General features: G+C 59.5%; 13 protein-coding genes. 4 read left to right on the top strand and 9 right to left on the bottom strand.

What is annotated here, in order from left to right:
- Positions 1–88 precede the first annotated feature (88 nt).
- Complete coding sequence (locus ACR0IP_RS09780) at positions 89–1,723, bottom strand: SulP family inorganic anion transporter (protein ID WP_480525270.1); 1,635 nt, start codon at positions 1,721–1,723, stop codon at positions 89–91.
- A 218-nt stretch (positions 1,724–1,941) separates the two neighbouring features.
- Here ACR0IP_RS09780 and ACR0IP_RS09785 point away from each other — a divergent pair, with 218 nt between their 5' ends.
- Complete coding sequence (locus ACR0IP_RS09785) at positions 1,942–2,814, top strand: S-methyl-5'-thioadenosine phosphorylase (RefSeq protein WP_170377896.1); 873 nt, start codon at positions 1,942–1,944, stop codon at positions 2,812–2,814.
- Between the two features lie 2 nt (positions 2,815–2,816).
- Here the strand turns inward: ACR0IP_RS09785 and ACR0IP_RS09790 are convergent, their stop codons facing one another.
- The gene (locus ACR0IP_RS09790) at positions 2,817–3,653 is read right to left on the bottom strand and encodes an alpha/beta hydrolase (RefSeq protein WP_480525272.1); all 837 of its coding nucleotides are present in this window, start codon (positions 3,651–3,653) and stop codon (positions 2,817–2,819) included.
- A gap of 167 nt (positions 3,654–3,820) precedes the next feature.
- On the opposite strand from ACR0IP_RS09790, the gene ACR0IP_RS09795 reads away from it, so the two are divergent.
- Entirely contained in the window at positions 3,821–4,450 is a 630-nt protein-coding gene (locus tag ACR0IP_RS09795) for a LysE family translocator (RefSeq protein ID WP_480525274.1), read from the top strand.
- On the opposite strand, the gene ACR0IP_RS09800 is transcribed toward ACR0IP_RS09795, so the two are convergent.
- Positions 4,447–4,620 (bottom strand): hypothetical protein, encoded by a 174-nt coding sequence (locus ACR0IP_RS09800; RefSeq protein WP_170659968.1) that lies wholly within the window; start codon positions 4,618–4,620, stop codon positions 4,447–4,449. The genes ACR0IP_RS09795 and ACR0IP_RS09800 overlap by 4 nt on opposite strands.
- 324 nt (positions 4,621–4,944) lie before the next feature.
- Here ACR0IP_RS09800 and ACR0IP_RS09805 point away from each other — a divergent pair, with 324 nt between their 5' ends.
- Complete coding sequence (locus ACR0IP_RS09805; protein WP_170477435.1) at positions 4,945–5,484, top strand: adenine phosphoribosyltransferase; 540 nt, start codon at positions 4,945–4,947, stop codon at positions 5,482–5,484.
- 169 nt (positions 5,485–5,653) lie between these two features.
- Positions 5,654–6,136: a fasciclin domain-containing protein gene (locus ACR0IP_RS09810; protein ID WP_170640372.1), complete on the top strand. Its 483-nt coding sequence runs from the start codon at positions 5,654–5,656 to the stop codon at positions 6,134–6,136.
- Positions 6,137–6,172: 36 nt separating this feature from the next.
- Here the strand turns inward: ACR0IP_RS09810 and ACR0IP_RS09815 are convergent, their stop codons facing one another.
- The 6 genes from ACR0IP_RS09815 to ACR0IP_RS09840 form a co-directional block, all read right to left on the bottom strand.
- The gene (locus tag ACR0IP_RS09815; RefSeq protein ID WP_480525277.1) at positions 6,173–7,588 is read right to left on the bottom strand and encodes an FAD-binding oxidoreductase; all 1,416 of its coding nucleotides are present in this window, start codon (positions 7,586–7,588) and stop codon (positions 6,173–6,175) included.
- Between the two features lie 38 nt (positions 7,589–7,626).
- Complete coding sequence (locus tag ACR0IP_RS09820; RefSeq protein ID WP_480525279.1) at positions 7,627–8,463, bottom strand: MBL fold metallo-hydrolase; 837 nt, start codon at positions 8,461–8,463, stop codon at positions 7,627–7,629.
- A gap of 84 nt (positions 8,464–8,547) precedes the next feature.
- The gene (locus ACR0IP_RS09825; protein ID WP_480525281.1) at positions 8,548–9,132 is read right to left on the bottom strand and encodes a GNAT family N-acetyltransferase; all 585 of its coding nucleotides are present in this window, start codon (positions 9,130–9,132) and stop codon (positions 8,548–8,550) included.
- On the bottom strand, positions 9,132–10,394 hold the full coding sequence (locus tag ACR0IP_RS09830) for a M16 family metallopeptidase (RefSeq protein WP_480525283.1): 1,263 nt from the start codon (positions 10,392–10,394) through the stop codon (positions 9,132–9,134). Before ACR0IP_RS09830 ends, ACR0IP_RS09825 begins: the two co-directional genes overlap by 1 nt.
- The gene (gene thrC, locus ACR0IP_RS09835) at positions 10,391–11,779 is read right to left on the bottom strand and encodes a threonine synthase (RefSeq protein ID WP_480525285.1); all 1,389 of its coding nucleotides are present in this window, start codon (positions 11,777–11,779) and stop codon (positions 10,391–10,393) included. The genes ACR0IP_RS09830 and thrC overlap by 4 nt, the downstream gene beginning before the upstream one ends.
- A complete protein-coding gene (locus ACR0IP_RS09840; protein WP_480525287.1) occupies positions 11,776–12,453 on the bottom strand; it encodes an SURF1 family protein in 678 nt (225 codons plus the stop codon). The genes thrC and ACR0IP_RS09840 overlap by 4 nt, the downstream gene beginning before the upstream one ends.
- Positions 12,454–12,605: the final 152 nt, after the last annotated feature.

Below are 12,605 nucleotides of genomic sequence, written 5' to 3' on the forward strand. Positions count from 1 at the left end.
GATATTTCTAGCCAGATGAAGCAGAGGGATCCTTCATTCATCTGGCCAAAGAATACCTCGGAGCGCGAGGCAGAGCCTCGCAAATGATTCAGTGGCCGCCCAGGATGCCGGTACGGACCGAGTAGTCCACAGCCAAGCCGTAATCCGGGTCATCGTCGCTATCGACCATCAAGTGGCCCGCTTTGTTCAGCAGCTTGTGGCAGTCGTGGCTAAGATGGCGCAGCATCACACGTTTGCCCGCAGCCTCGTATTTTGCAGCGACGTTTTCGATGGCCTGCAGGGCGGATTGATCGACCACGCGGCTTTCGGCGAAATCCACAATGACCACGTCGGGATCGTTCGGAACGTCGAACAGTTCGACAAATCCGTCTGACGAGCCAAAGAACAACGGCCCCTGAATTTCATAGACTTTCGCGCCCTTTTCCGTCTCAGAGTCGCGGGTGACAGCATGGATACGTTTGGCGTTGTTCCAGGCGTAGGCCAGGGCCGAAACGATCACGCCGACGACAACCGCAACCGCAAGGTCTTCCATCACAGTAACGACAGTCACCAGAACAATCACGAAGGCGTCCATCAAAGGCACCTTGCGCATGATCTTAAATGAGTTCCAGGCGAAGGTCCCGATCACTACCATGAACATTACGCCAACCAGCGCAGCCAGCGGGATTTGCTCGATCAGCGGCGAGGCGAACAGGATGAAGATCAGCAGGAACAGGGCAGCCGCGATACCCGCGATCCGGGTACGACCGCCAGATTTCACGTTGATCATCGACTGGCCGATCATGGCGCAGCCACCCATGCCTCCGAAGAAGCCGGTGGCGACGTTCGCGACACCCTGCGCGATGCATTCCTGCGAGGCTCCGCCGCGTTTGTTGGTGATCTCACCCACGAGGTTCAGAGTCAGCAGGGACTCAATCAGGCCAATGGCGGCCAGAATGACCGCGTAGGGCAAGATGATCTCAAGCGTTTCGAAGTTCAGCGGCACCATCGGGATGTGGAACGCAGGCAAGCCGCCCTCGATCGAGGCCAGATCACCGACACGCGGCACATCCAGACCAAAGCCGATCACCAGCGCTGCAACGACCAGAATACCCGCCAGAGGGGCCGGAATGATACGCGTGATCCGCGGCATGACCCAAATAACCGCCATGGTCAGCGCGACGAGGCCCAACATGGTATAGAGCTGTACGCCCGAGAGCCACTCGCCCCCGCTCATCCCGTGGCCGGTGTTTTCCATGGTTCCGGGGACTTTGAACTGGCCAATCTGCGCCAGGAAGATAACAATCGCCAGTCCGTTCACAAACCCCAGCATCACCGGATGCGGCACAAGGCGAATGAAACGCCCCCAATGCATCGCACCGGCAATCACCTGCAAAATTCCCATCAAAACCACGGTTGCGAACAAGTACTCGACCCCGTGCTGCGCGACCAGCGCCACCATCACGACCGCCAACGCGCCCGTTGCGCCCGAAATCATGCCGGGGCGACCTCCGATCAGCGCAGTGATCAGGCCGACCATGAAGGCCGCGTAGAGACCGACCAGAGGATGTACGCCCGCGACAAAGGCAAAGGCCACGGCCTCGGGCACCAGAGCCAGAGCGACGGTCAGACCTGACAGCAGCTCAATCCGCAGGCGCGACACGGTCAGGCCCTCATCGGGCACCCAACGGAGATCGGGCTTGGCAATACGGTTGGCAAAGCTTGCCAGCATGGCTCGGGGCATGGGACGGTCCTGTGGGTCTTTATGTTCGCGCGAAAGAGGGCCTTTTACCTGTCAAAGCACCCAAGAGATACCGCGATCAGCGGGACCCTGATATGCGTCAACCGCATAGCTTAACAGCACAACTCGCGACGAAACGGTGCAAATGGCTGAGACCACTTGCCAATTTCGCCTGTGACCCGCAGAGTTTGCGCGCATGAATCGAGCAGCGGAGACCCAACGTGACCCAAACAAAAATTGCCGTCATCGGCGGATCAGGCATTTACGACATCGACGGGCTGGAAAATGCGGAGTGGGTCCGGGTTGATACGCCTTGGGGGGCGCCCTCAGATCAGGTTCTGACCGGATCGTTGGATGGTGTCGATATGGTTTTCCTACCCCGCCACGGGCGCGGACACATCCATTCACCGACCGAAGTGCCCTATCGCGCCAATATCGACGCTCTGAAGCGGTTGGGGGTGACGGACGTGATCTCGGTCTCGGCCTGTGGGTCGTTCCGAGAGCACATGGCACCGGGTGATTTCGTGATTGTAGATCAGTTCATCGACCGGACATTTGCACGCGAGAAAAGCTTTTTCGGAACCGGCTGCGTGGCCCATGTCAGCGTGGCGCATCCGACCTGCCCGCGCCTGTCGAATGCCTGCGAAGAGGCCGGATTAGCCGCTGGCATCACCGTGCATCACGGCGGCACATATCTGGCGATGGAGGGGCCGCAGTTTTCGACCCTGGCCGAGTCCAAGATGTACCGCGAACAGTGGGGCTGCGATGTGATCGGCATGACCAATATGCCTGAGGCGAAACTCGCCCGCGAGGCCGAGCTTTGCTATGCCTCGGTCGCGATGGTCACCGACTATGACAGCTGGCACCCCGATCATGGCGAGGTCGACGTGACCTCGATTATCGCAACCCTGACTGGGAACGCCGAAAAAGGCCGGGCTTTGGTCAAAGGGCTGCCAGGCTTGCTGGGCCCGATCCGCACGCCCTGCCCGCATGGGTGTGACCGGGCTCTGGACCACGCGATCCTGACGGCCCCGGAAAATCGTGACCTGACCGTTCTGGCAAAATTGGACGCGGTGGCGGGCAGGGTTCTGTAGCCTTACAGTTGGGGTAGATTGTCTTGCACCGTCTGCCACAAGCCATGCGTCCAGAGATCATTGTGGGTGCCACCGTCAATCATGAACAACTGCGCCACGCCTCCGGCGGAAAGCGCTGTTGCGTGATGCGGCGGGACCACGACGTCCTCGGTGCCGTGGAAGATCAGTGTCGGCACCTCGATCTGACCGACTATGTCGCGGGTGGCGAACTTGTCGTGCATGAGAAGTGAGACGGGCAGCCAAGGATAGCGCTCGGCCGCGACATCAACGGTTGCGGTAAACGGTGCCTCCAAAACCAGTAGCTCCGCGTCGGGGCGCTGCGCGGCAACAGCCGCTGCGACGCCGGTTCCAAGGCTTTGACCGTGGAGCACAACGGGTTGGCCCTGCGCACTTAGTTGGTCATAGAGGGCCAGACCGTCAGCGACGAAAGCGGCCTCGGATGGGGTGCCATCGCTGCCGGGGAACCCGCGATAACTTGGCGCGAGCAGACCGAAGCCGCTGTTCAGTATTTCGCGCAGCCGGTCGGCGCGATCCCCAAGATTGCCGCTTTGCCCGTGGAAAAACAGAACGGTCGGCGAACCCTCTACCACTGCAGGCGCGGACCAGACCGTCAGGTCAGTGCCATCCGACATGGGCAGCGATAGGACCTCGACGTCCGCCAAACCGACCGCGCTAGGTTCAGGCAACACGCCGGATGGTTTGAAAAGCAGAGCGCGCTGATTCACATACATATAAGCCACGGCCAACACGTAGAGCGCCGCGATCACCGCAATCAGGACAAACGCGCCTTTTCTCAGCCGCGCTGTGTGGTCCTGCGTCATTTTCTGAGTCTGCTCCATAAGGGCCTCCGTTCAACCGTCTTATCAGTCTGGGCATCGATGCGCGGGATTCAAGAGAGATGTATCAGGCTTAATCCGACCTTTAGAATTTCTGGGCGAGGCTGAAACTGCTTGACGCCTGCTCCGTGTGAGGGCTTGCTGCGAGGCGAACAGGAACAGGATGACCCATGTCTTTAGAACTCTGGTTGGCCTTTGTGGCCGCATCGACCGCATTGCTGCTGATCCCCGGACCGACCGTGCTGCTGGTTCTCAGCTATGCGCTATCAAAAGGGCGCAGCGTGGCGGTTGCCTCGGCCACCGGGGTTGCCGTTGGTGATCTTGTCGCGATGACAGCGTCTCTGCTGGGTTTGGGCGCTTTAGTTCTGGCCTCTTCCACGTTGTTTTCTGTGTTGAAGTGGATCGGGGCCGCCTATCTGGTCTGGTTGGGCATCAAACTGTTGCGCAGCGCGCCATCGGGTAGGTTGAACCCGGTTGAAACAGGGCGTGATGTTACCGCGCGCGGGGTTTTCGGACATGCGGCAGCAGTTACCGCCCTAAACCCAAAATCAATCGCATTTTTCATCGCCTTCGTCCCGCAGTTCCTGCGCCCAGCCGAACCTCTGGGCCCTCAATTCGCGATCCTGATTGCGACCTTCGTGGGCCTCGCCTGGCTGAACGCGCTGGCTTACGCGCTTCTGGCCGATCGACTGCGACTCATGATCGGGCGCGCTGGCGTGATCAACGCGATGACACGGTTCGGAGGTCTGGCTCTGATCGGAATGGGCGTTGCGACGGCTGTTCTGCGGCGGCCCGCCTAGTCGTCTGCGTTTTCTTTCATGAACCCGCGGATAAAGCGGCGGATTTCGCGTGCAGCTGACGTGTCCAGCTCTTTGCACAATTCGACAAAAGCATCACGTTCGTCCTTGTCCAGACGCAACACCAACTGACTGTTTTTCTTGGTAGAACCCTTACCGTCTTTCTTCGCCACGCGCCTTGATCCCGCAAACCACTTGATTCTCTCCGCGATGCAATGTATATACATAGCATATGGGATGTAGATATCGGGCACCTAACAACAAAAAAAGGATTTTGGCAATGAACCTTCATGCGGCTCAAGCATTTCTTTTGAGAGACCAGCGCAATTGGCGCAAACCTCACCTGTCGTGGCTGCCCGCCACGCTGTACCGGTACTACGGGCTATCAAAGGCCATACCGAACCGGCGCAAATAGGCGCAGGCGGCATTCTCTCCTTGCAAGGTTGACCCCAATGGGCCAAACACCCCGGCGTGTTCTGATGCCAAAGGGGTGCCTCATGTCCAGAAACAACTCGGTCAAGGATTACATCCGAACCATCGTCGATTTTCCCCACGAAGGGATCATGTTTCGTGATGTCACTACCCTGTTTGCCGATCCTCGCGGATTTCGCATGGCCATCGACCAGATGCTGCACCCCTATGCGGGCGAGCGGATCGATAAGGTCGTCGGGCTTGAAGCGCGCGGTTTTATTCTGGGCGGCGCTATTGCACACCAGTTGAGCGTCGGCTTTGTTCCCATCCGCAAAAAGGGCAAGCTGCCCGGCACCACGATCAGCCAAGACTACAAGTTGGAATATGGCGAGGCGATCGTCGAGATCCATGATGACGCCATCCAAGCAGGCGAGAAGGTTTTGGTCGTCGATGATCTGCTGGCAACCGGCGGCACCGCTGGTGCTGGCATCAAACTGATCGAGCGGCTGGGGGGGGAGATCATCTCTTGCGCGTTTATTGTGGATCTTCCTGAGCTGGGCGGCCGCAAAGTGCTTGAGGATATGGGCATGGATGTGCATGTACTTTGTGAATTCGAAGGTCTGTGAGCCGAAAAAACTCACATATTATTGTATTGAAATTGGAAACAGCGTTGGCTTAGCGCTGTTTCACGGCTGTTCAAGGCAATTCTTTGCGCAGATGGCGTGATCCGAACGCGTCGCGCACCGTATCCCCGTTGATGCTGCTTGAAGCATTTCTAATTTGGGAGACCACAAAATGTTCCGCAAACTCGCAGTCGCTAGCGTCGCAACGATCCTGTTGGGCACATCCGCAATGGCAGACGGTCATAGCAAAGACATCGTCGATACCGCCGTCTCAGCCGGTAGCTTCGAAACCCTCGTCGCCGCCGTTCAGGCCGCCGAACTTGTAGACACTCTGAAAGGCGAAGGTCCCTTCACCGTGTTCGCCCCTACGGATGAAGCGTTCGCAGCTCTGCCTGAAGGCACAGTGGCCGACCTGCTGAAGCCCGAAAACAAAGACCAGTTGGTCGCCGTGCTGACCTACCATGTGGTGCCGGGCAAAGTGATGTCGGGCGATCTGTCCGATGACATGACCGCGGCCACGGTACAGGGCGGCGATATCACGATTGATCTGGATTCGGGCGTGATGGTGAATGACGCCAACGTCGTTCAGGCTGATATCGAGACATCAAACGGCGTGATCCACGTGATCGACAAGGTCATTCTGCCCGCGTCATAAAGCAATCAGACACGGTCCGGACCGTTCGGGCCGTGTCTACGCCTTCAGGATTGCTCCGGGATTCATGATCCCTTTTGGGTCCAACGCGGCCTTGATCCCTCGCATTGCCTGAAGTTTGACCGGATCGCCATAACGCTCCAGGTCCTCGACCTTCAACCGCCCTACCCCGTGTTCCGCGCTGACCGAGCCGTCAAACGAATGAACAAGATCGTGAACCGCGCTCTTCACCGCTTTGCGGTGGTTGTCAAAGACATCACGGCTCTGACCCTTGGGCGGGAAGACGTTGTAGTGAAGGTTGCCATCGCCCAAATGCCCGAAACAGTTGATACGGAACGGACCTAACGCGCCGATCACCTCGGCCCCTTGCCGAATGAATTCGGGGATGGTCGAGATCGGGACCGAGATATCGTGGCTCGAGACGGACCCGATCAGGCGGTTAGCCTCAGGGATACGCTCACGCACAGCCCACAGCGCGCGGCGCTGCGCCTCGCTCTGGGCAATCACGCCATCTTGGACAAGGCCCCGAGGCTCCGCAGCAGCGAAAATCGCCTCCAAACGCTCAGACGCGGTCTGCCCGGCCGCCAATCCAAGCTCGATAAGCACGCTCCATTCGGGCGGAGTATCGAATGGCTGGCGAACATCGGGCAGCACCTCGGTCAGGAAATCCAACCCTTGCCGGTGGATCAGTTCAAACGAACTGACCGTCTCGCCCACCAAATCGCGCGCAAGGGCCAGCAGGTCGATCGCGGCCTCGGGCGAGGTCACCTGAAACATCGCCGTTCCAACCTCAGCCGGACGTGGAAACAGCTTCAGCGAAGCTGCGGTGATAATCCCAAGGGTCCCCTCGGACCCGATCAACAGATTGCGCAGATCATAGCCCGTGTTGTCTTTTCTCAACCGGCTCAGGCCATGCCAAATTTCACCGCTGGGCAACACCGCCTCAAGCCCAAGGCACAGATCACGCGCATTGCCATATCGCAGCACATTGACGCCCCCGGCGTTGGTCGCGAGGTTGCCCCCGATCCGACACGATCCCTGCGCGGCCAGAGACAGGGGAAACAGCCTGTCCGCCGCCTCTGCTGCGGCCTGCACGTCCTCAAGAACTGCCCCAGCCTCGGCAATCATTACGTTTTCAGTTGGATAAACCGCGCGAATGGCGGTCATACGCTCCAGTGAGATCAACAAAGGTGCCGGACCAGAGGTCATGACCTGCCCACCTACCAAGCCCGTGCCGCCGCCATAGGGCACAACCGGCACGCGCGCACCCGAGGCAAGCCGTACCAGCGCCGCCACGTCCTGCACGTTGCGCGGCAGGGCCAACAATCCAATTTCGCCCGCAAACCGGTTGCGCGGCTCTTCCAGGTAACGTTCAGAAACCGGACGCAACACATCATCGCCCAATTCAGCGCGAATGGCGTCAGCAAGCTTGGCATCTGCGGGGTTCAAATCCATTCGCCTTCCTTGCCCAACATGCGCGCGACCGGCAAGCCCTATTCCAGATCGATCAGATATTGCGGCTCTAGCACGACAACTGTGGGCCGGTCCGGCAAACTGCGCAGCGAGACGGTCAGCTCTGACACACCTTCGCGTACAACCGGGAAGTCATTGCGAATATCGACTAGAAAGCGATCCAGCGAGAAACCGGAAAACCAATGCATAGGAATAATCACCGAGCTTTTCAGCCGCTTGAGGACCGAGATCATCTCGGGCAGAGGCATGGTTGTCCCGCCATCCACGGCCGCCATCACAACATCCAGACGCCCCAAAGCAGCAAACTGTTCGTCCGAGGGCACGTGATGCAAATGCCCCAAATGACCGATGCATAGCCCTTCGACCTCGAACACGAAAATCGAGTTCCCCTTCTCCTCGACCCCACCATAGGACGACCGGATATCGGTGGAGACATTGCGCACCAGCATCTCGCCCAGATCCAGATGATGGTCTATCCCCTGCCCGAACTCACCCCACCCCGGCAGCACATGGGGAATGGCCGGGTCGGGATGCGCCGTCCAATGGGTGCTGTGCGCGTGGTTCATCGTCACGACATCGGGGATCAGATCGGCACTGCCGATGAACCCGGTGAAATCCGTGACCGCGTTCAGCCCACCCGCAGTCTGGATCAGAAAGGAGGCATGCGCGACATAGCTGATCCGCACCGAAAACTCCGGCACCGGGTCCTGCCACGCGGCTTTGTGCAGATATTCAATCCCAGGTGCTGCGTCGGCTATGGCTATGCAATGGCTCGGCCGCCGCTCCTGCGCCGCAGCCGCACCCGAGAGAAATACCAATACAGCCACAATCCAGCGCATAGGAGGAGTGTAGCGCATCCCTCCGCCAAGTCATGCCCCTTGTTCATCTGGCCCAAAATATCCCGGGGGAGGCGCGGCTTGCCGCGACGGGGGCAGAGCCCCCTAGCCTGCGTCCGTCCTGCCCCGCCGGTCCGACCTCAAACTGGCGTAGAGAACATGCGTCCGCCACCGCCCGTTGATCTGCAGATAGGACTGCGCGACACCCTCGTATTTGAAACCCGAGCTTTCCAGCAGCCCGCGAGAGGGCTTGTTTTCCGGCAAGCAGGCCGCCTCAATCCGGCTCAGATCAAGACGAGTGAAGGCGTGATGAACGACCGCTCCGATAGCCTCGCGCATGTAGCCGTTGCGCGCAAAACTCTGCCCAGTCCAATAGCCCAGCGTTCCAGCCTGCGCAGGACCGCGGCGGATGTTGTCCAGTGTGATCGCCCCCACCAGCACGTCGTCTGAGCGGCGGAACAGAAACAACGGTATCGCGGTTCCGCTGGCGACCGAGCGCTGCGCCCAATAGACCCGGTTGGTGAAAGACTTGCGGCTTAAATGGTCCTGCGCCCAGATCGGCTCCCAGGGGGTCAGGTACTCCTCTGAAGCGCGGCGCAGAGCGGCCCATTCGTTGAAGTCCGAATGCACAGGCGGGCGCAGCCTGAGCCGCGCGGTTTCAAGTCTCAGCTTGCGCCTGCCCAACAGCATCACGCCGCACGCCTCTCCTGCAGTTCTGCCAAGGACGGCGCGTCTGAGACCGGACCATAGAGCGCCAAGGCCGCCGGGGCCTGAACGGCCATACGTTCAGCGAAGGCCCGGACATCCTCGGTACTGACGGCATCAATCTTGGCGACGGTATCTTCCAACGAAGGCACCCCCCCCCAGATTTGCGCCAGACGCGCCAGACGCTCGGCCCGGTTCGAGGGGCTTTCCAGACCCATCAGCATCCCGGCTTTCATCTGCGCACGGGCGCGAGCGACCTCTTCTTCGCTCATGTCATCGGCAGCGCGCTTCATCTCGTCAATCGTGATGGTTGCCAGCTCTGCGACCTGATCGGCAGACGTCCCCGCGTAAATCGTGGTCGTGCCGGTATCCGCATAGGCCCCGGTCTGCGCAAAGATCGTGTAGCAGAGCCCGCGCGACTCACGCACTTCCTGGAACAGGCGCGAAGACATGCCACCGCCCAATGCCGTCGAATAGATCTGCGCGGTATAGATCCCGTCATCGCGATAGCCGGGGCTTTCCAGCGCCAGAGCAAAATGCGCCTGCTCCAGATCCTTTTCTTGCCGCGCCTCCCCGCCGGTAAAGCGGGCAGCTTCGGGGACCAGACCTTTGCGCGGCTGCAGATGGCCGAACATCTCTTCGGCCATTTTCATCAGGGCTTCGTGATCGACAGCGCCCGCTGCCGACAGGATCATTTGTTCGGGACCATAATGTTCGGCCACGAATCCTGAAAGATCCTCTCGCGAGAAAGAGCTGACCCGCTCGGTCGGCCCAAGAATGGTGCGACCCAGCGGCTGGTCGTGATAGCTTTGTTCCTGCAGCCAGTCGAAAATCACGTCGTCCGGCGTGTCATAGGCCTGACCTATTTCCTGGAGGATCACGCCACGTTCAACTTCGATCTCACGCGGATCGAAAACCGGGTTCAGAACGATGTCGCCGATCACATCCATCGCCAGCGCCACGTCGTCTTTCAGGACGCGCGCGTAATAGGCCGTCACTTCGCGCGAGGTATAGGCGTTGATGTAGCCACCTACATCCTCAATCGCCTCTGCGATTTGCAGCGAAGAACGCCGCTCGGTTCCCTTGAACGCCATATGTTCAAGGAAATGCGCGATCCCGTTCTGTTCGATCCGCTCATGCCGCCCGCCGGCGGTCACCCAGATGCCGATGGCTGCCGATTGCAGCCCCGGCATATGTTCACTGACGATACGAAAGCCGTTCTTCAGCTGGTCTTGTCTGACTGTCACTCAGCGATATGCCTTCTGATATGATCCTCGAGGGCACCCAGATCATTGGCAATCCGCGTCACCCGTTCCGGACGTTCATACAGATCAGACATGCGGGATGGAAGAGGCGGATGTTCCCCGCTCGCCTTCTCGACCGCAGCCGGGAATTTCGCCGGGTGCGCGGTGGCCAGAGTGATCATCGGCACATCTGCTGCGCGGTGGTCCTCAGCCACTTTGATGCCGATGGCCGAATGCGGGCAGACCAGCTCGGCACTATGGGCCAAAGTATGTTTGATCGTCTCAAGCGTTTCATCTTCGGACACGCGGCCCGAATCAAAGCTCTCGCGCAAGGCCTCCATCGCGCCTTGGCTGACGTTGAAACCACCAGATTTCAGCTCATCCATCAACTGAGCGACCGCGCTGCCATCCTCGCCATAGGCATAGTAAAGGGCGCGTTCGAAGTTTGAGCTGACCTGAATGTCCATCGACGGGCTGATCGAGGGGATGGTCTCACCCTTGAAATAGCCCTCGCCCGACAGGCAGCGGTGCAGGATGTCGTTCTGATTGGTCGCCACGACCAGCCGGTCGATGGGCAGACCCATGCGTTTGGCCAGATAGCCTGCGAAGATGTCGCCGAAATTGCCGGTCGGTACGGTGAAGCTTACCTTGCGATGCGGCGCGCCAAGGCTGACAGCGGCCGAGAAGTAGTAGACGATCTGCGCAAGAACGCGGGCAAAGTTGATCGAGTTCACGCCGGCCAGTTTGACCTCATCCCGGAAATCGAAATCGTTGAACATATCCTTCAGTGCAGCCTGGCAATCGTCAAAATCACCATCCGCGGCGAGCGCATGAACGTTGCTATCCGCTGGCGTCGTCATCTGGCGGCGCTGCACCTCGGACACCCGTCCATGCGGATAGAGGATGAAAACATCCACCGCATCCAGCCCCCGGAATGCCTCAATCGCGGCCGAGCCGGTATCGCCACTGGTCGCGCCAACGATGGTCACACGGTCGTTGCGGCGTTTCAGGGCCACCTGGAACAGCTGACCAATCAGCTGCATGGCAAAATCCTTGAAGGCCAGAGTGGGCCCGTGGAACAGCTCCAAAAGGAAGTGGTTTTCGTTCAGTTGCTTTAGCGGCGCTCGGGCGTCGTGACCGAAGCCTTCATAGGCGCGGGCGATGATCTGTTTGAACTCATCCTCTGCGAAGGAACCGCTGACATAGGGCCACATCACGCGAAACGCGATCTCCTCGTAGGACTGACCAGCCATGGCGGCGATCTCGTCATGGCTGAGCGTAGGGATTTCGGCCGGCAGGTACAGGCCACCGTCACGGGCCAGCCCGGTCAGCATCGCCTCTTCAAAGCTCAGTTCAGGCGCTTGGCCACGGGTCGAGATGTATTTCATTGCGGGTCACTCTCAGAAGGGGCGCGATTGCGCCACAGGAAGTATCCGGTCATCGCGGCCCAGACGAGGGCCAGTCCAAACCATGTGATTGCATATTGCAGGTGATCATTGGGAATCCCAGCCGTGTCGACCGGCAGCGGGGTCACGCCCGGATCGGTCTGAGACCGGGCGATCAGCAAGATCGGCTCGGTCCCCAGCGCGGCGGCCAGATTGGGCACGTCGCGGGCGAACCAGATGTTGCTGTCGATATCGGCCTCAGGCGTATAGCTGTCGATCTCATCTGGCCAATGCAGGTTGCCTGTCACCTCCATCGGGCCGGTCAAACGGTCAGTCTGCTTGGCCGTGGTTGGCACAAAACCCCGGTCCACCAAAATGGTGCGATCCTCGGTGCTGAACGACTGGATGATGCGATACCCGGCCCCGACTTGCTTGACCGAGACCAGAACGTGGATCTCGCCCGGCTCCATATCACCCGAGACCGTCACAGGCAGATATTTGTCTTCATCCTCTGACACCTGTTGCGGCAGCGGAACTGGTTCGGCGGCGATGCGGCTGTCAATCTCGGAAAGGATCTCTTGCTTCCACGCCAGACGCTGGACCTGCCACGCACCAAGCCACAGCAATACGCCCAAACCGGCGAGACTGAAGATCAGCAGAAACAGAGTGCGGCGCATGGAAGGACTATCGCTCGTTGCAGGAACCGGCGTCTTGTTAAGGGGGGCAGGCACGAGAATGCAACCACGCAATTGTATGGGGCGCAATCTTGCCCTCGAAAATGCGAAAAAGCCGCCCCGAAGAGCGGCTTTTGCAGTTCAATACCAAAGCC

The sequence above is a fragment of the Ruegeria sp. AL11 genome, assembly GCF_056540865.1.